18 protein-coding genes are annotated in these 18,068 nt (G+C 44.3%); 9 read left to right on the plus strand and 9 right to left on the minus strand.

All coding sequences use genetic code 11. The annotated features are described in order from the left end of the window. Positions 1–160 precede the first annotated feature (160 nt). Positions 161–2,548: a polyprenyl synthetase family protein gene (locus tag C558_RS0121190; RefSeq protein ID WP_018758308.1), complete on the plus strand. Its 2,388-nt coding sequence runs from the start codon at positions 161–163 to the stop codon at positions 2,546–2,548. A 21-nt stretch (positions 2,549–2,569) separates the two neighbouring features. Here the strand turns inward: C558_RS0121190 and C558_RS0121195 are convergent, their stop codons facing one another. Next, on the minus strand, positions 2,570–3,070 hold the full coding sequence (locus C558_RS0121195) for a DUF2269 family protein (RefSeq protein ID WP_018758309.1): 501 nt from the start codon (positions 3,068–3,070) through the stop codon (positions 2,570–2,572). A 161-nt stretch (positions 3,071–3,231) separates the two neighbouring features. Between C558_RS0121195 and C558_RS0121200 the strand changes: the two genes are divergently transcribed. The 3 genes from C558_RS0121200 to C558_RS0121210 all read left to right on the plus strand — a co-directional run bounded on the left by C558_RS0121200 (position 3,232) and on the right by C558_RS0121210 (position 5,822). Beyond that, a complete protein-coding gene (locus C558_RS0121200; protein WP_018758310.1) occupies positions 3,232–3,942 on the plus strand; it encodes a response regulator in 711 nt (236 codons plus the stop codon). Next, positions 3,933–5,270 (plus strand): sensor histidine kinase, encoded by a 1,338-nt coding sequence (locus C558_RS0121205; RefSeq protein ID WP_018758311.1) that lies wholly within the window; start codon positions 3,933–3,935, stop codon positions 5,268–5,270. The genes C558_RS0121200 and C558_RS0121205 overlap by 10 nt, the downstream gene beginning before the upstream one ends. Positions 5,271–5,408: 138 nt before the next feature. After that, a complete protein-coding gene (locus C558_RS0121210) occupies positions 5,409–5,822 on the plus strand; it encodes a YugN family protein (RefSeq protein ID WP_018758312.1) in 414 nt (137 codons plus the stop codon). 77 nt (positions 5,823–5,899) lie between these two features. Here the strand turns inward: C558_RS0121210 and splB are convergent, their stop codons facing one another. The 6 genes from splB to C558_RS0121240 all read right to left on the minus strand — a co-directional run bounded on the left by splB (position 5,900) and on the right by C558_RS0121240 (position 11,221). Beyond that, entirely contained in the window at positions 5,900–6,928 is a 1,029-nt protein-coding gene (gene splB, locus C558_RS0121215; RefSeq protein WP_018758313.1) for a spore photoproduct lyase, read from the minus strand. Continuing rightward, positions 6,921–7,178 carry a transcriptional regulator SplA domain-containing protein gene (locus C558_RS0121220; RefSeq protein WP_018758314.1) on the minus strand — a complete coding sequence of 86 codons (258 nt, stop codon included), beginning with the start codon at positions 7,176–7,178 and terminating at the stop codon, positions 6,921–6,923. Before C558_RS0121220 ends, splB begins: the two co-directional genes overlap by 8 nt. Before the next feature lie 86 nt (positions 7,179–7,264). Beyond that, positions 7,265–7,423 (minus strand): hypothetical protein, encoded by a 159-nt coding sequence (locus C558_RS34780; protein WP_018758315.1) that lies wholly within the window; start codon positions 7,421–7,423, stop codon positions 7,265–7,267. 112 nt (positions 7,424–7,535) lie between these two features. Continuing rightward, positions 7,536–8,672 (minus strand): Ger(x)C family spore germination protein, encoded by a 1,137-nt coding sequence (locus C558_RS0121230; RefSeq protein WP_018758316.1) that lies wholly within the window; start codon positions 8,670–8,672, stop codon positions 7,536–7,538. 45 nt (positions 8,673–8,717) lie between these two features. Beyond that, complete coding sequence (locus C558_RS0121235; RefSeq protein ID WP_018758317.1) at positions 8,718–10,130, minus strand: spore germination protein; 1,413 nt, start codon at positions 10,128–10,130, stop codon at positions 8,718–8,720. Then, entirely contained in the window at positions 10,127–11,221 is a 1,095-nt protein-coding gene (locus tag C558_RS0121240) for a GerAB/ArcD/ProY family transporter (RefSeq protein WP_018758318.1), read from the minus strand. Before C558_RS0121240 ends, C558_RS0121235 begins: the two co-directional genes overlap by 4 nt. A gap of 167 nt (positions 11,222–11,388) precedes the next feature. Here C558_RS0121240 and C558_RS0121245 point away from each other — a divergent pair, with 167 nt between their 5' ends. After that, entirely contained in the window at positions 11,389–12,153 is a 765-nt protein-coding gene (locus C558_RS0121245; RefSeq protein ID WP_018758319.1) for an SDR family oxidoreductase, read from the plus strand. Positions 12,154–12,226: 73 nt separating this feature from the next. Here C558_RS0121245 and C558_RS0121250 read toward each other — a convergent pair whose 3' ends face one another. After that, the gene (locus tag C558_RS0121250) at positions 12,227–12,631 is read right to left on the minus strand and encodes a RidA family protein (RefSeq protein ID WP_018758320.1); all 405 of its coding nucleotides are present in this window, start codon (positions 12,629–12,631) and stop codon (positions 12,227–12,229) included. A 246-nt stretch (positions 12,632–12,877) separates the two neighbouring features. On the opposite strand from C558_RS0121250, the gene C558_RS0121255 reads away from it, so the two are divergent. From C558_RS0121255 to C558_RS0121265, 3 genes are all read left to right on the plus strand, one after another. Further along, positions 12,878–13,483, plus strand: a complete 606-nt coding sequence (locus C558_RS0121255; protein WP_018758321.1) for a DUF1349 domain-containing protein — start codon at positions 12,878–12,880, stop codon at positions 13,481–13,483. Between the two features lie 87 nt (positions 13,484–13,570). Beyond that, positions 13,571–14,485 (plus strand): phosphotransferase family protein, encoded by a 915-nt coding sequence (locus C558_RS31575; RefSeq protein WP_018758322.1) that lies wholly within the window; start codon positions 13,571–13,573, stop codon positions 14,483–14,485. Positions 14,486–14,619: 134 nt separating this feature from the next. Further along, positions 14,620–15,810: an acyl-CoA dehydrogenase family protein gene (locus tag C558_RS0121265; RefSeq protein WP_018758323.1), complete on the plus strand. Its 1,191-nt coding sequence runs from the start codon at positions 14,620–14,622 to the stop codon at positions 15,808–15,810. Between the two features lie 72 nt (positions 15,811–15,882). On the opposite strand, the gene C558_RS0121270 is transcribed toward C558_RS0121265, so the two are convergent. After that, positions 15,883–16,392 (minus strand): tetratricopeptide repeat protein, encoded by a 510-nt coding sequence (locus tag C558_RS0121270; protein ID WP_018758324.1) that lies wholly within the window; start codon positions 16,390–16,392, stop codon positions 15,883–15,885. Positions 16,393–16,694: 302 nt separating this feature from the next. Between C558_RS0121270 and C558_RS31580 the strand changes: the two genes are divergently transcribed. Next, the gene (locus C558_RS31580; protein ID WP_018758325.1) at positions 16,695–18,056 is read left to right on the plus strand and encodes a serine hydrolase domain-containing protein; all 1,362 of its coding nucleotides are present in this window, start codon (positions 16,695–16,697) and stop codon (positions 18,054–18,056) included. The last annotated feature ends 12 nt before the right edge of the window (positions 18,057–18,068 follow it).

The raw sequence follows: 18,068 nt of genomic DNA on the forward strand, positions 1-18,068 counted from the left end.
TTAAAATGCGTTGGTGATATGATGGGAATTGTCGTTATTCGTTTGTAAGTGTTAAATCGATTCTGTAACCAAAATGAGACTTCCTCGTATTAAGTGAACAACACCGACGAATTAGTATTAACATAATATACTTTAAATTAAAGATGAGGGAATCCATCATATGAATGTGGCATTTAAAGATCATGCCGATCTAGGGTATCGGCACGCTGAGGAGAAGGCAGCTCAATATTTTGCAGCACTTAAACTGCAGGTTAAGGAAAAGACTTATGTGCCTACCCTCACAGAAGATTTTCACTTGTGGAAGAAGAATCATATTCATCCTGCTTGGCTATCTTTTTTTTCCAGGGGAAAGAAAAAGCCGGATACACGGGATTATTACAAATATATTCAATGGCTGAGCGCAACTGGCAAACTAGAAGATTATTTGGATCGAAGTGTTTCTTACATGTATATGCGGGATTTAGGCAAGTCTTTGAATTCACCCGCGACACAGACTCATATTCAGCACGTCGTTAACGACATTAAGAATCATTTGATTCATTCTACTTCATCGAATAAGAACAAGGAAGCAGGACTAGAAACGATGAGTCTCGCTGGGTTGTATCGGTGGGGGCAGAAGAAAGGGATCGAAACGGACATCATCTGGTTGATTAACAAGCTTCGTATGGTCTCTATTCATGTCCCTGAGGAAATCAGTGCTGAGCACGCTCAGCGCAAATTGATTAAGATCATTATCGGGGTGGTACTGCATGTTGTGGAAGACATGGACGATACGCTATCCGCTGCGGAACGAGCCAAGCGGCTGGGTGAAGCCCTTCGACTAGGTTATTCTTACGGTCTAACTTATCCTTTCATTGACGATCTACTCGATTCTACGGTCTTAACTCCAACGGAGAAGGAACAGTATTCGCGGATGATCCGCACCTCGCTGCTCACAGGGACCGTACCGAAGCTTAGCGAGTGGTCTGGCAGTAATCAGGAATTGATTCAATATATCCATGCGGAGCTCCGGGAAGCGTTCGAATATATTCGAGACTATGAACGTTCGGACACACAGCGAATATTCTTCGAGCAATCCTATGTATTCTTTCATTCGCAGGAAATCGACCGTGCAAAGGTATTATCGGATTCGACCTATACGAACGAAGAACTCTATATTCCTGTCATTCTCAAATCATCTTCTTCGCGATTGATCGTCCGTTCCGTCATTAGTGCGCCTGTAGATGAAGGCTTTGACGATCGAACCTTCTATAACGGCATTTATAATCAGCTGGCTGACGATTTTGCAGATATGTTCGACGATATGAAAGATGGGGCGGTCACACCTTATACCTACTATTTGAAATATCGTGATCAACGTCCCGATCTCATTAACCCTTTTGAATTGTATTGGTCCGTTATCTCTCATTTGATCCATCACGTGCATCACTCCGATCCCAAGACGCGTGAAGTCATCTTAGATCGGGCAATTAATGGGCTCAAACGTTGTAAAGTGCGTGTAGGAACGGAGAAGTACAACGAAATTATGGATATCTTTGCTTCCGGTCATCCCGAATTCAATCGTCTCGTCCAGTATATGGTTCATAAAGCGGATAACGTAGATTTCTTCGATAAGCTGCTTCGAGATCAGATGGTAACAACGCTCAAGAATGATCGACAGGAAAAAGACGACTTTCATCAGACAATCGAATCGATCCGTCATCAAATTAATGGCATATTGTCTATTGCCAAGCCAAATGATATTTCTCCAATGCAAGAGCCACTCATTGATGCAGCGAACTACAGTCTTGAAGGGGATGGGAAGCGGATCCGCCCCATTTTGACTTGGATGATGGGTGTGAACGAATACGGGCTAGAAGCATCAGCAATTGTGCCGTTACTCAGATCATTGGAATATATGCACACCGCTTCCTTGATCTTCGATGATCTGCCGTCGCAGGATAATGCTTCGACGCGAAGAGGTCGTCCGACCCTGCATCAGGTGCATAACGTTGCTACAGCGGAATTAACCGGCCTGTTCCTGATCCTTCGGGCCATCAATGAACAATCCTCATTGGGGCAATTCAATGCCAATACGGTGTTAGACTTGATCCATTACTCTGCTCAGAAAACAGAAGAAATGTGTATGGGGCAGGCGATGGACCTTGAGTCGAAAGGAAAAGTGCTAACCCTTGAGCAGTTGAACATGATATGTTTCTATAAAACCGGTATTGCCTTCGAAGCTTCTCTTGTAATGCCGGCGATACTCGCCGAAGCGAAAGGATCCGAAATTGCGGCGCTCAAGAAATTCGCATATCATGCGGGTATTGCTTTTCAGATCAAAGATGATCTGTTGGATTTGGAAGGAGATCTGCTCCTCCTCGGCAAACCGACGGGCAAAGATGCAGAGAATAATACTTCGACATTTGTCTCGATCCTAGGTCAGGATCACGCGAAAAAAGAAATGTGGGAACACTATTGCCTAGCCATGGAATCACTAAAAGAAATGCCTCGCGATATCGCTTTTCTGAAGCATTTATTGAATTATTTCGTAAGTCGAGATCATTAATAGAACGACAGGAGTCTTCCATTAGGAAGACTTCTTCTTTTTCAAGGGCTTGATAACGGATATGGCGATAATAAAGAGGGTAATTCCGATCTGAATAATGACCGCATATTGTCTAAACTCATGATTCTGAATAAATGCGGGATTGGTCAATGCTTGAGCATGTTGTGATTCTAGCATCCCCATGTTCGCTACCATGAGCTTATCAACAATAAAGATGCCAATGAGCGTCTGGATGAGGAATAATACCCATTTTACCGTAATCCAGCGATGCCTGAAGAATCCCCAACTCGTAAATATCCCATATACGAATCCTACAAGCAACGTACCAACGGCCCCAATCCTTATAATTTGATCGCTAATACGCACCATAGCCTGATAGGAATCTAGCGTCTCCTCGTATTCATGTAGGCTCATTCCGAAGTTTAATGCAACGGAGCTCATAATCCCCCCAAAAAATAATGTGACTAGAATCAGATGGACAATTTTGAGCCATTTCATCGTGGCAGGATTCCATTTTTTCAAAATTTATTGCCTCCTATGCGTTGTAAGATGCTACCTATGCAATCATCATAACGATCAAATGTTGTAAACTTATGACGATGATGCACGGGTTCTATGAAATTTGTGCTAAATCCTATAAAAGACTGATGGCTGTGGCATAATGTTGGAGGAGGAGGGGGCGTATGGCGCATAATCTATTATTTGTGGATGATGAACAAAAGGTATTGGATTTCGTGAAACCTTTTCTAGAGGAAGAGGGATATATCGTATGGACGGCTCGTAATGGGCAGGACGCCTTGCGTATCGTTCAAGATCGTCATCCGAGTCTTGTCGTATTAGATTGGATGATGCCGCAAATGAGTGGAATCGAGGTATGTATGGCACTTCGTAAATCTAGTGATATTGGTATTATTATGTTAACGGCAAGGACCGAAGAGTCGGATACCTTAGTAGGGCTCGAGGTGGGGGCGGATGATTACATCACGAAGCCTTTCTCCTTACGGGAACTCGCCGCCCGAATCCGTTCAGTCCTACGTAGAATCGATATGAAGCACGGTACAGAACAAGCGCAGCCAATTCGTCGAGGAGAACTGACGATTTCACATGCTGAGTACCGTGTCTGGAAACGTGATCAAGAAGTGTTATTAACGCCTACGGAGTTCAAGTTGCTCACGACACTGGCTGACAAACCTGGCGTCGTATATAGCCGATTGCAGCTGCTCCAATGGGCTTTGCCTGATGATGTACTGAATGATGAGCGTACCGTAGATGCCCATATCAGCCGTCTAAGAAAAAAGATTGAAGATGATCCGGGTCACCCCATTTATATTCATACGGTATATGGTTTTGGGTACCGATTTGCTCTGAAAGAAGAGAAGCCGATATGCGTGTAGGACAGAAAATATTTGTTAGTTATTCCGCGCTCATTCTTCTGATGGGGAGTCTGTTCTTAAGCGGCACTTATGTCGTGGTAAACCAACTGATTCGACATATGGCTGAGGTAAAGCAAGAAGATCGATTGATTGAAATTTGCCGAGATTTAGACGCAATGTATTCCTTGACCTCTGGATGGCAAGGGATCGATACGGATGATATTGCCAAGAATTTTGGTCAAGACAGCAGTATCCTCATCAAGGACGAACATCACGATCTTGTAACTTCGTGGGGGGAGATGGAAGCGCCGTTAATTGAGAAATTCGGCATCAAGAGAGAGCTGGTTACGGAAGACCGCAAAGTCTGGACCTTGTACTATGCGAACGATGTTATCTATTTCGTGGGTCTGTTCCAATATGCCTTTAGAGATTCACTCATCCTGTTTCTCAGCTTGGCCCTGGTCGTGTTCGGCATATTGAGTATCTTCCTCTCGTATTATTTGGCTAGACATCTGACATCACCTATTCGACGCATAATTCCCGTAATTGATGCGCTAGCAAAAGGTAATTTTCATATGAAGGTTCCTGTGAAGACATCGGATGAGTATGGGAAGATCGGTAATGCAATTAATCGTATGTCTGATGATTTAGAACAAGCCGAACAAGTCAGGAAGAACATGACTGCGGATGTAGCACACGAACTGCGTACCCCCCTCGCGATTGTATCTGGGAAGATGGAATATTTACAACAGCGTAACCAGTCTATAGCACCTGAAGAACTGCTTCCACTTCAAGATGAGCTCATTCGACTACAACGGCTTGTAAATGATCTTCGGGAATTGTCACAAGCGGAAGCGGGGCAATTAAAGCTTCATCAGGAACGTGTGAATATCCATCATCTACTTGCACGCATCGTAGACAAGGTCACCTTTGAAGCTGAGGAACGGGAGGTCACTGTCCATTATAGCGAGCCGCTTCAACCAATTGAAGTGATGCTGGATAAGCACCGGATGACGCAAGTATGCTTAAATATCCTCATGAATAGCATTCGGTATACGCCTCCAGGCGGTGAAATTCGGGTAGAGGCAAAGATTGAGAACAAGCATATGCTAATAACCGTAAAAGATAATGGGGTAGGCATCGAGCCTGAGCACATACCATTCTTATTCCAACGATTCTACCGAACCGATCAAGCAAGAGACCGGGACCGTGGAGGAACCGGGTTAGGACTTGCCATCGCTGCGGAATACGTACGAGCACACGGTGGCGAAATTACAGTAGAGAGTGAGAAAGATAAGGGGACGATATTTCAAATTCATATCCCAATCGTGAGAGAAGGAAGCTCGTAAGGTCACATAATGATACCGGATGGAGCTATCGTGCTATCGATTTGACTATGATTCGTTGCAGCTTCCCAATGCGAACTGGAATAAATTGTTGTTATCTGGTTCAAGCTAGTATTAAAAAAATACGGGGGAATCCTGTACATGTTTACATTGGAATCAAGACTGGAAAATGTACAAGGTACCTTTTGCGACTTAAGCGAATCTTTTTGTAAAATGAATTTTTGCTTAGGTGGCAATTGGGAGTACAAGCAGGGGATATTCGACAAGCATTTGGACGCGGAACGTAAGGTATGGCTGCGGATTCCCTTTTATGTAACAAGTGGGCATTTGGATGGAGAATGTGACGGCTGCGACGCCATTGTGAAGTTAGGAAAGCCTTTTGTATTAAATCATCTATACAATGAGGGATTGGATGAAGAGGCACATATCTCACTCACCGGAGGGCTGTTCAATCAATTTCAAGCGCCTGTGGATCCGGATGCTAGTGTGAAGTCGAGATGGGTAGATCAAGCCCAGGAAGTGCTTCATCAGTTAGAACAGTCGATGGTGCATTAGAATAAATACCCCTTAGATCATTGGAATACCTTTTGGTTCATCCGATGAATTCTAAGGGGTCTTTTATTGAAGTTATGTTATGTGAAGTATTCAATCGTTGCTTCTGGGAAATACGTGTTTATTAGACTTCCGAGCGTATGGTTTATCTCCACTTGCTCGCTATCGGTATAGACATATTTGCCAATCCCATAACGTCCCCACTTCCATTTTCGCTTGGATTCTTCGAGTTCCAATTTGGTCATTGGGTAATTCTGTTGGATCACACGTTTAGCCGGTTTGGTAAATCGATGCTGGATCATTTCGAAAGTTAGATCCTTCCTCGCGGAATCGGGCAGCAATCCTGCGAGATTCTGGAACATTTCTGTATAACCTTCTTGCCAGCCCTCGTGGAGGTAGATCGGAGCGATAATGAAGCCTAGCGGATATCCTGCATTTGCGACCTTAGCCGCTGCTTCGATTCTTTCCCCCAGACTAGACGTTCCTGGCTCAAAATTCTTAATGATAAAATCCGCATTAACACTAAACCGAAATCGAGTTCGACCTTGATGGTTGGCGTCGAGTAAATGGTCCACATGAGCGAATTTCGTCACGAATCTTAGCTTACCGAACTCAGATTTGCCAAAATGCTCGATTGTTTTCTTGAGTGTATGGGTTAAATGATCAACACCGACTATATCAGAAGTACATGATGCTTCAAACCGAGTAAATTCTGGTGCTCTTTCTTGCATATATTTATCTGCCGCATCGAAGATATCCTCAAGATTGACATAGGTCCGAATATAAGGTTTGCTTCCCATTGTCGTCTGCAAATAGCAATAATGACAATGCCCCATGCACCCTGTTACGAGTGGAATGGCATATTCCGCAGATGGCTTGGAGGTATCGAACTTAAGCGTTTTACGGACACCTAATACGAATGTGGATTTCGCTATACGATATCGCTGAAAATCATTGTCTCCCGGCAAATTACGAATCTGATTGTGTGAAGTGGTCTGCCGAATTTCAATGCCCATCTGCTCGAATTTATGTACTAACTCTTGACCGAGTGGATATTCCAGTGCACCGGGTTCAACATATACGAGTTGAGGGATGAACGGTTTAACCATAAAAGTCCTCAATTTCAGCAAGACCAAAAGCATCTTGATAAGCCGCTTCGGCTTCATCCCTGGATGCATATACCGCGAACTCTTCGGTTAGAGGGTAATACGTTTCATACAAGAAAAGCGCCATCTGATTTAGATTCTCCGGATGATGGACGACGGCGGCTTGCTGTACGTTCGCGACACTCTGAGAATGTGGGTTGCGAATGATGACGTAGACAATTTGTCCCGGTAAAAAAAGTTCATTATACCCCATGGATTCATCTACCCTTTCCTATTAAGGATAAGCTTCGAGTGTGGAGGGGAAGGGAAATGATGATCCCTTCCCGGTCTTCCAACCATCTACCGATGTTCGACTAAGTCTATAGCACCCAAAACCATGTGAGCTAATCCAAACCCTAGGACACCCGTAGCAGCAAGTTTATACTTGCCCCCAAGTAGTGACGCAGCAGAAGCAGTTACCAGAGTTCCAAGAACCACGGGAATCAAACCTTCACGCATCGTTATCACTCCTATAGAATTGTTATGGAAGACACGGGTTATTGTGATCAAGTCAATTTGTATTTATTCACGAGCATCGGACATCATACGTTTCTACCATGTCAGCAGCACGTCACCTCATCTTCGATATTCCACCACTGACCAGATTCACCTTAACATCGATTTTGTCGATACTTTCGGGATCAAGTGGGAATTTTCCCTTAGCATTAAACTTGTCCCACTGTTTTGGCATTTTGCGATAAAATATGCCTGAAAGTCCGAAAACATCCGCATTCATTTCTAAACCTTTCCGGTAGGTTGTCAGGATTTGATTTTTAATTTCTTTTATTGCCTGCTGTTCCAGCCTTTTTTTATGAAAACTTGTGCTTAGCTGAGGGATGGTGGCCTGCATAGACACTTTAATATCGAAGACAGGTTGACCATGGCTCAACTTTGGACGGATGGAGGATTTGATTTTATTCATAACCATTAAAGCCTTTACGGTCTTGTTATCTCGGATAACTAGAGGGGTTCTCTTCGTCTTTTTTTCTAGCCATCGAAGTCCTAATAAATCTGGGGTTTGCAGGCAGCCTCTGAATTTCTGACTGTCCAACAAACAAACGCCTTCCATGCTGAGGTTGGGAGAAGGCTTGTTATTATCGGTCCAACCATGCACAATATTCAGCGAAGGTAACAGAACTGTTTGCCCTTTTTCTTTATATTTCCATATAAATTTGTAGAGGTACAACGGTGCAATCATTGAACTCTGTTCATACGCTCTGAGCGGGCTGTTAAGCTGCGAATAAAGTACTGATAAGTCGGCGATCGAAGGAGTATTAAGCACTTCTTCCATTGGTTCATGCGTAGCCATGGCCCAAACCGTATATCGGAATTCATAATAACGATCCCATACATCCAAAACCTGTTGGATAATATTGTTCTTGAGAGCCTTGTCGCTAAATACGATGGTTTTCACACTGCTCCAGACAACCCTCTGCGGGCTTGATGCGTACAGATTGAATATAGCCGTATCGAATGAATCCCCTTTGGCCTTACCGATGAATGTTTTCTGCACCTGTGCCTGTCCTGATTCCCTCTTTGCAATGCCGCTAAAATTAACCATCTGGACATAAATAACGACCTGATCATCCACATAATCGATCCCCAAGGTATTGACGTAAATCATATGTTCAATTTCCCTGGCTCCCCAACACCCCGTAAGCATTGTCGAAAACAGCACGACGACAAGGATGCATCGTATGCATTTCATTGTGGTTTCACCCCTTTATACCGTGTTCAGTCAAATGACAGGTCGTTATTTTTTCTTTCCCCATGGCATTCTAAAGATAACTTTATACATGTCCTTGAAATGATGTGGGGCTAAGGGGGTTAGGTAGTAGGTCCCGAATGAACGCAAATTCACCAGATAGAGAATCATGGCCAACAGACATATTAAAGTACCAAACAATCCAAGAAGCCCGCTAATCATGAGCACGGCAATCCGAATCAAGCTGACGACGCTGACCAAGGACTGATTCACTAAAGTAAAGGTGGAAAGTACTGAAATCGCAATAACGACAATCGTACCTGGACTTGCAATGCCGGCGCTAATGGCTGCCTGTCCGATGATTAACCCACCCACTACGGATAATGTCTGACCGAATGCGGAAGGCATTCTCATGCCCGCTTCCCGGAAAATCTCAAACAAAAACAGCAACACGATTGCTTCCAGCGGAGCGGGAAGAGGCACACCCTGTCTCGAATTCACTAAGGTTGCAAGCAATGTAAAGGGGATTTGATCCGAATGATAAGTAGTAAGCGCGATCCAGAACCCCGGCAAAAACAAAGTAAGCATCACGCCGCACACCCTTAACAGCCTTGTAAAAGCAACGAAGATATTCACCAGATGTGCATCCTCTGAAGTGTTTAGCAAATAATTAAAGCTCACGGGTGCAATGATCACGGTAGGAGAACCTCCTATATTAATGACAAATTTACCATGAAGCAGTGAATTCACGGCGAAATCCGGTCTGCCGGTGTAAGACATCAACGGAAAAAATGAGAAGTCGGTTAGAATTTCTTCCAGCTGAGAGCTGCTCACAAGCCCCTCGACCTGAATATTCGTCAGTTTCGCCTTAATTTCGTTTAGAACATCAGGGTCGATCATGTCCTTGTGGTATAAGAGATGCACTTTAGTTGCCGTTTGAGATCCAATCGTGAATTCTTCGACCGCCAACAAATCGGTCTTGAGCCTCTTTCGAATAAGAGCGATATTGGTAAAGGGTTCTTCCGTAAAACCATCTTTTGGGCCTCTCGTTGATACTTCCGTATTGGGCTCCTCCGGTTGTCTTTTGGGGGGATCTGCCAGAGCCACAGCGTAAAAATGATTCGAAGGCGTAAATAGAAGAAATAGATCCCCATTCAGAACGGTTTCTCGCATCGCATTTTCCATTTGATCTGATTGAATAGGAGTCATGTGAAATGGGACTTTCTGCGGAAGATCCAGTTCATATGATCGGAGGATATGTTCCGGGATATTTTTTAGCTCGGGTATAATGCTTTGCTCTACTTTGTTCACATCGCACAACCCTTGGCAATAAACCAGATGGACTGCACGGTCTGATTTAGACAAAGTAACCGTCATCTTAATGACGTCTGAGCTCGAACCGAATAGTTTTGATAGCGCATCCTCAAACGGGTGAGATTCCTTCTGACCATACCCATTCATGATGTTACTTTCCCCTTTCGATAGGCCAAGCTAATCAGCCCCGTTATAACGACAGAAAAAATCACAATTCCCCAAATAGAAAAGGGAAGAACATAAGCAGATATCATTTTCAGAAAGAACTGGTCGCTAATAGGAATGGCTGTGAACAGTACAGCACCTAAAAAAATACATCCGAGCACCCAAGCCTTCACCTTAGGGCTTTGAATTTGGAAAACATCGAGAAACAGGAACATGGTCAGAGATATTCTTAGAAAGGCCCCACTGAACCACTGGTATACGCTTAAAAAGTCCAAATGCTCAATGTATCGACCAATCGTCAATAATCTCCATTCTTCAAATGCGGGATATCGGAGCTTACCAGCCTCGTCCGCACCAAACTCAGCAATTGCGCCAATGATCGGACCCATGGTGAGACCCAAGATAATCAGGATCATAATCATAAAGGAAAGATATGACAGTTGCGACTTGATGTGGTGTTGCAAAAAGAAGAGCATAATGACCTCTACAAAGCCGACTCCTGCATACATGGCTCCTCCCCAAACTGGCTGCATTCCATGCTCAAGTATTGGTTTTAATAAGGAATAATCCTTATGAGGCGTATTGGATATCATGATAAAAAAGCCCAAAACAACGACAAAGGGCAGCAATATGCTGGCGGTATTAGCGAGAGAATAAATACCCATGTAAGCATTTAGTGCAGAAATCAATAAAAATATGCTGGAAAGTACCAATATGGGCGTCTCCGGAGCGAAGGTGAGATGGATCCAATAGACGGTGTCTCTGGTCGTAAACATACAGATAACAAGCAGATATACCCCGGCTGCTGCCGCAAACATGTGGCCCACGAAGGGATGATAAGCTTTGGCCAGCCATTCGAAAAGATGCTGTTTATTGATTTTGGTGATGCCGATGTGCAGAATAAAAATCCAAATCAACGCACATGCGCCTGCCAGCAGTACCGAAATCCAGGCGTCACGTTTAGCTGCGTCCAATATGATAGGAATAATAATGACATGATTTAGAAGGCCTGTACTCAGCATAATGATCATAACGGACTGTATAAATGAAATTTTTGTTTTTATTTTCCTCAACCTCCTAAAAAAACGTATCGCTTCTCCACATTTATCATGGCATTTTATAGAAGATTTATTCTCCAGCTTTTGTCATATTATCAATGCCATACCGAATGAGAGAGCAACATTTCGAAAATCGCCTTGTGATATAACTAAAAATGACATTCACATAAGGAGATGAGAGAATGGGTAGGTTGAAAGGTAAAGTAGCTTTAGTAACTGGTGCAAGCAGGGGGATAGGAAGAGGTATCGCGCTTCGATTAGCAGAAGAAGGTGCAGTCGTGGCGGTACACTACGGAAGAAGACATCATGCGGCAGCGGAAGTTGTCCAACAAATCGAGCAAAACGGAGGATCGGCATTCACGCTTGGTGCTGATTTGAGTTTAATTAATGGTATTAATAATTTATATGATAAATTAGATGATGTCCTACGGGAACGCACAGGTGATCATCGGTTTGATATTCTAGTGAATAACGCTGGCATCGGGCAAATTTTAACCATGGAAGAGGCAACGGAAAATTCTTTTGACGAGGTGATGAACATGAATGTCAAAGGGCCGTTTTTTATTACGAAGCAAGCTTTGCCGCGTCTGAAGGATGGTGGGCGTATTATCAATATTTCATCGTTCGTTACACGCGTGGCATCACCGAGTGTTTTCACCTATAGCATGTCCAAAGGTGCAATTGACACGTTAACACTTGCCTTGGCTAAGCAGCTTGGGAGCCGCAAGATTACAGTGAATGCCATTCAACCAGGCATTATCAATACAGAGATGAACGCCGGTACCTTGCAGGATCTAGGCGGTCAGAAATATGCCGCTGGCTTGTCAACCTTCAACAGATGGGGAGAGCCAGAAGATATCGCAGATATCGCAGCCTTTCTTGCATCTGAAGACAGTCGTTGGGTAACCGGTCAATGCATTGATGCAAGTGGTGGATCTCATCTATAATACGGAGGGCTCTAGAACCTAGCGTAAACGCTAGGCTTTAGAGCCCTTTGTTTTTTTATTTCCGATGATCAATTCAGCCTGCTGCCCAGACATCCAATTCAATCTTCAATGCTGGTAATCCTAATCCTTGAACGTAAGCAATGGTCATAGATGGGGGAGTGGGGCCAAATACACGGTTCCAAATGTCATAGAAATGATCCCAATCGATTTCTTCTGTAGCCCAGATGTTAACCTTAACGACGTGATCAGGAGTTAATTGTTGAGAGGTAAGAATATCAACAATATTGTTCATTGTATTGGTGACTTGTAGATTGAACGTCTCGGGGATCTGCCCGTCTTTATCGATCCCGATTTGACCGGAAAATACATACATCTCCGCATTCCGGCTAATTTTCGTTACATGGCTGTAGCTGCCTACAGGTTTGGCAATATTGTCAGGATTCGAACGTTGTATGATAGGTTGACGATTGTTCATCATGTGAATGTTCTCCTTTTCGTTAGGAAGTAATGAAGTGACAATCAGTCAACCATTCTAGAAAAAGACAGCTGTAGAATACCCAATCCCCGAAGACAAGCTTTTAATGGATCTCTTTTTCATTGGGTAACCCTCCTATATTGATAAGAAATTTATAGTAGAACAGGATCATTATACCATAGAACGCTGGTTTTTTAACGCCGTTGTAGTACAATGGTAGCCATGAAAAGAAGCGGAGGTTATGTTGCCATGATTAATTCCTACATACCAGCATCCATTGATAAGCTTACCATCATGAATGAGCCGGCTCATTGGCGTGTTACAAATGATTCTCTACTCATCCAATCGAAACCCGAAACGGATTTCTGGTTGAAAACCCATTACGACTTTGAAGTGATGAACGGTCATGTCTTGTACGAGTCCGTTACGACGGATTTCATCGCCGAGATTTCGCTTAGCATGGAGCCTGTGTCAACCTATGATCAAGCGGGACTGTTCGTGATGGTATCGGATTCCTGCTGGTTGAAGACGTCACTTGAGTACATCCCAGTTGGTCCGTCACATCTAGGGGCTGTCGTTACCAATCACGGTTATTCGGACTGGTCTACGAGGAACTATGACAATGCACTTGTGACGCAGCCGTTGGCATTTCGTGTTGAACGGAAAGGTAGCGATTATACCCTATTAACTAAAACCCCAGGTAACCCTGAGGCGTGGGAGCAGATCCGAATCGCTCATTTACACGAAGATCCACATCGTAATCCTGTAAAAGTGGGTATCTACTGCTGCAGCCCAACCGCACAAGGCGGTGGTTTCGAGACGCGCTTCCACTCCTTTACCATTGAAGAGAAATAAGGCGAGAAGCTAGCAAGCCGCAACGGGATCAGTAAGCTCCGATATGTTTTTATATGGTATTGAAGCTGCTTAAAGGAGATCATGACGATGGTACAAGAAGATCAAAAGTTTTACACATTGGTTCATCGAATGAATACAGCGTGGCAGTTGCTACGCACATGGGTGTTAAAAGGAGGGATTTCCGCACAGGTAACGGGGCTTGAAATCTTGCAATCTGATGGACACATCATCAAGTTGATCGTTCGTGAGCATGGCGATCTCGATTTACAACGCAATCCACATCTCGCTGCAGATGAATTCAAGCTCTTGAACCTATTGCATTCCGAGAGCGTAGCTGTACCGAAGCCTTATTACTTGGTTCCAGATGGAGAACTATTCATCAAACCCGCTTTAGTTATAGAATTCATTGAAGGTAAGACGAACTTCGCACCTTCCAATATGAACGAATATACATATCAACTCGCAGTCGCGTTATCACAACTTCATCGTATCGATTGCTCCTGCGTGGACGTATCTTTTCTGCCGCAGCAAATTGAGAATTACAATATATTGCTAGTAAAAGATTTATTACGCATGGATAGCTTACTGAATAATTCGGATACGCTCGAAAAGATCCATTCCTTTTTGCGATCGCCATCATGCAATAAAGTTGCCATCCTCCATGGAGATTTTTGGTCAGGTAATTTATTGTGGAACAATGGCCAGCTAATCTCGTTAATTGACTGGGAAGATGCAGCAGTAGGTGATCCGTTAGCGGATCTAGCCAATGGTCGTCTAGAAATTCTTTTCCATTTCGGAGAGGATGCTATGAATTGCTTCACGAATCATTATCAAGCCATGATGCCGACAGTTGATTATTCGCATTTAGCCTATTGGGATGTATTCGCTGCATTACGCCTATGTAGATTTTCCGAATGGGGCTTAGATGAAGAGACCGTTAAAATGATGCATGATAAATACAGATTTTTTGTATCTCAGGCTATTAATAGGTTAATATCCTAAGAAGAGCTGCCTCCATGACTGACATGGAGGTGTGTTTATGTTGATTTAGGAAAAGTACGAAATTGGACCTTAGACAATTCAGACTATTCGGGTATACAATATAAGGAATGAAAGAAGCAGGGAGAGAATGCCATATGTACTCGATTCAATCGGATCCGTTTGTAAGGAACGAACGTGAACATGCGATAGCTTTAAGATCTGAGAAGCTTGCTGAGATATTGGAACAACACGCTTCCTTGCATGATCGTGAAGGGTCATTTCCTTTTGAAAATTTTGAACATTTGAAGGAAGCAGGTTATTTAGCACTAACCGTGCCGCAGGAATTCGGTGGTGAAGAAGCGTCCTTGTATGAGATGATCCTTGCCCAAGAACGGCTTGCCAAGGGGGACGGATCAACGGCGCTCGCTTTAGGCTGGCATGTCAGTCAGGTACTCCAGTTACGTATTAAACAGTCGTGGCCGCGGGAATTGTACGCTGATTTTTGCAGAAGAGCTGTCGAAGACGGGGCGATGATCAACCAATTTGCGAGTGAGCCTGCTACAGGCAGCCCAAGCCGTGGAGGGCGACCTCTGACCACCGCTTTACGGACGGAAAACGGCTATCTATTGTCCGGCCGTAAAACATTCAGTTCACTGATTCCGATTTTGGATCAATTTACTGTCACTGCATTTGTAGAAGATGAAGAACGGACTGGCACGTTTTACGTACGAAAAGGCCCGGGGGTAAGCATAGATGAGACCTGGGATACGTTAGGTATGCGTGGGACTGGAAGTCATGATCTGGTGCTTGATGCAGTATTTGTGCCAGTAGAGCATAGAATCGATATCTGTGAGAACGAAGGAGCGGTAAGTCCGGGTATGTCTGATCACGGCGGAGGGCTCCTGCATGTCCCCGCTTGTTATCTTGGGATTGCCTGGGCTGCACGGAATTTTGCGGTGAAGTTTGCAACGGAATATCGTCCCAACAGCTTACCCGGCCCGATTGCGGAGTTGCCCCATATCCAGCAGAAAATCGGAGAAATGGAATCTGAACGCATTACAGCGCGCACATTGCTCTATAGTGTTGCCGATCGCTGGGATCGACTACCATCAGAGCGGGCAGCGATGAAGCCGGAGCTTGGGCTAGCCAAGACAATAGCGACGAACTCCGCTATGCGGATTGTTGATCTAGCGATGCGTGTTGTGGGCGGATCAAGTCTATCGCGCAGTTTGCCACTGGAACGTATGTACCGCGATGTCCGCGCTGGACTTCATAATCCCCCGATGGATGATACTGTTATAGCGATGTTAGCGCAGCGAGCGATTCGCGAAGCGTCGTCTTCATAAAATCGTATCGAAATTGAAACAAGAGTTAAGACCCGTCGGTTCAATCCGAAGGGTCTTCTTACATTTTACGTGCTATTCAGCTTTTTCATCAAGATCTTCCGTGTAAGCCAAAATACCTCGTTTAAAGTAATGAAGCTTTTCATCCGTGGTGGTCTCCATTAAATTCGTGATCAGCAGCTCAACACTTTCCTTGTAGCTATGACTGTTGTAGAGTGCCATGGCGAGAAATACTTGAATGGCTCGATTCTCTGGGAATTCCTTAGTACCTCTGCGCAGCGTCTCTACCGCTTGTTCGTAGAACCCCCAATAGCGATATGTACTTCCCAAGCCCATGAGACATCTCTCCAAATCCGGCCCCGATATGCCCCGCTCTAGTGCTCGCTCATAAAAAGGTATGGCCTCACGACCCAAGCCAGAATTGTCATGCGCGATCCCGGTTTGATAGTTGATCTCCGCATCATCCGGATGATCGGCAAGTAGTTCTAACAAGTCCCTCCGAACCTCACTTAAAATCTCTTGATCTTGCTTAGATCGTCCTTCTTCGCGCCGTTCAATAAGCTTCTTCAAATCGTCTCTAGACATATACTTTCCCCATTCCATTGTTTGGAAGTTAGTTAAGATGAGATCATCTTACCATAGATGGGCATAACCGAGGATATTGATTATCCCAACAACATACTCAACTTGTCTAATGAATATAATGCATCAAATCCTTGTGCGACGAGTGGCAAGATCCATAAATGAGGGTAGAAAGAGCTGGCAGATTGTGTAGAAAATAATCATAAACGATATTAAACCTATTTATATCATTTGCGCCGTTTTAGAATTGAATTAATGCGTGACGGACAATAATATCAACGAACTGATCGAAGGGGGAGCCAGAAATGCAAGAATATCAACAGATAACAGAACAACTGGACTTATTGCTGAGTGACTATATGAAACGTGACATCGCCACTGCTGGCATGGCCGTAGGCATCGTATATCATGGGCAGCCGATCTATGCGAAAGGCTTCGGGGTGAAGAGCAAAGAAACAGGGGAGCCTGTTGACGGAAACACCTTGTTTCATATGGCTTCTATATCCAAAACATACGTGGCTACTGCTATCATGCAGTTGGTAGAGCAAGGAAAAGTAGCTCTTGATGAGAAGGTTCTATCGTACTTGCCTTATTTCTCATTGCAGGACGAGCGCTATCGCGATATTACAGTGAGGGATCTGCTCAGCCACACATCAGGAATGCCGGATGAGGATGATTATGAATGGGATCGCCCGCAGTTCGATGATGGAGCGCTCGAACGATATGTTCGCGGCATCTCCAACCATCAATTGATGTGGGAACCAGGCATCGGCAAATATGCTTATAGCAATATCGCATTTGAGATCCTTGGCGATCTGATTGCCAAAGTATCCGGCGTCTCTTTTGAGCAATACATGAAAGAGAATATTCTAAATCCACTAGGGATGAACAGCAGCAGCTTTTTCAAGCCAAGTGTCAACGAGCAGTTATTGGCAACACCGCATATTATGGGGATGAGTCCGCAGTTCGGGGCCAAGGTCAGCAGTGTATTCCCATATAATCGTGCCCATGGTCCAAGCTCAACGCTGTTGACTAGTGCTGCAGAATCCTGCAAATATGCGATGGCTTACTTGAACGGAGGCTGTGCGGACGAAGCGAGGATTCTGCAAGAGTCCAGCGTGAAGAAGGTATGGGAAGAAATTGCACCGGCTGGTGACTTTGGTTACTTCCGTCATATCGGTCTGGGTTGGTTCATGGGGCAGTATAGAGGGTTTGATGCCAAAGCTCATTCAGGGATGGATACTGGTTTTTGCTCCAATTTGGTTATTTTACCTGAGAAGGGGATAGCGGTTACCATCATGTTCAATACGGACTACCTCGGACTCGATTCGGTCAACAATGCTATTCTGGATATATTGTTAGGAGAGCAAGTTCGGGTCATTCCGCGTTCACTCACCATGCATGTGACTGGTATTTTGGCTGCAGAAGGCATTGCGGCTGCTGTGAACGAGCACAAGTCTAGTATGGATCAACGGACAACTCTGGGGTTTGTCCCCGCGGAGAATGATTATAGCTACCGTTACATCGCTCAGAGTCTCCTTAATCATGGTGACCCAATTCATGCAGCGAAGGTCTTGGAATTAGCTATCCAAATCGATCCGGATGCAGAAGACCTTCGGTTGATGTTGAATCAAGTGGTTAATCCATCTAGGAATTCCATGAATTAATTATCTGAAATC

This window comes from Paenibacillus terrigena DSM 21567, assembly GCF_000374845.1.
In the GTDB taxonomy this organism is placed as follows: Bacteria; Bacillota; Bacilli; order Paenibacillales; family Paenibacillaceae; genus Paenibacillus_K; species Paenibacillus_K terrigena.

Coding starts and splice junctions, on each gene's coding strand:
- C558_RS31580 (WP_018758325.1), top strand. CDS start 16,695: ATGCAAGAATATCAACAGATAACAGAACAACTGGACTTATTGCTGAGT.
- C558_RS0121220 (WP_018758314.1), bottom strand. CDS start 7,178: ATGGGGTATAATGAACTTTTTTTACCGGGACAAATTGTCTACGTCATC.
- C558_RS0121200 (WP_018758310.1), top strand. CDS start 3,232: ATGGCGCATAATCTATTATTTGTGGATGATGAACAAAAGGTATTGGAT.
- C558_RS0121245 (WP_018758319.1), top strand. CDS start 11,389: ATGGGTAGGTTGAAAGGTAAAGTAGCTTTAGTAACTGGTGCAAGCAGG.
- C558_RS31575 (WP_018758322.1), top strand. CDS start 13,571: ATGGTACAAGAAGATCAAAAGTTTTACACATTGGTTCATCGAATGAAT.
- splB (WP_018758313.1), bottom strand. CDS start 6,928: ATGGTTAAACCGTTCATCCCTCAACTCGTATATGTTGAACCCGGTGCA.
- C558_RS0121205 (WP_018758311.1), top strand. CDS start 3,933: ATGCGTGTAGGACAGAAAATATTTGTTAGTTATTCCGCGCTCATTCTT.
- C558_RS0121230 (WP_018758316.1), bottom strand. CDS start 8,672: ATGAAATGCATACGATGCATCCTTGTCGTCGTGCTGTTTTCGACAATG.
- C558_RS0121210 (WP_018758312.1), top strand. CDS start 5,409: ATGTTTACATTGGAATCAAGACTGGAAAATGTACAAGGTACCTTTTGC.
- C558_RS0121270 (WP_018758324.1), bottom strand. CDS start 16,392: ATGTCTAGAGACGATTTGAAGAAGCTTATTGAACGGCGCGAAGAAGGA.
- C558_RS34780 (WP_018758315.1), bottom strand. CDS start 7,423: ATGCGTGAAGGTTTGATTCCCGTGGTTCTTGGAACTCTGGTAACTGCT.
- C558_RS0121190 (WP_018758308.1), top strand. CDS start 161: ATGAATGTGGCATTTAAAGATCATGCCGATCTAGGGTATCGGCACGCT.
- C558_RS0121255 (WP_018758321.1), top strand. CDS start 12,878: ATGATTAATTCCTACATACCAGCATCCATTGATAAGCTTACCATCATG.
- C558_RS0121265 (WP_018758323.1), top strand. CDS start 14,620: ATGTACTCGATTCAATCGGATCCGTTTGTAAGGAACGAACGTGAACAT.
- C558_RS0121235 (WP_018758317.1), bottom strand. CDS start 10,130: ATGAATGGGTATGGTCAGAAGGAATCTCACCCGTTTGAGGATGCGCTA.
- C558_RS0121250 (WP_018758320.1), bottom strand. CDS start 12,631: ATGATGAACAATCGTCAACCTATCATACAACGTTCGAATCCTGACAAT.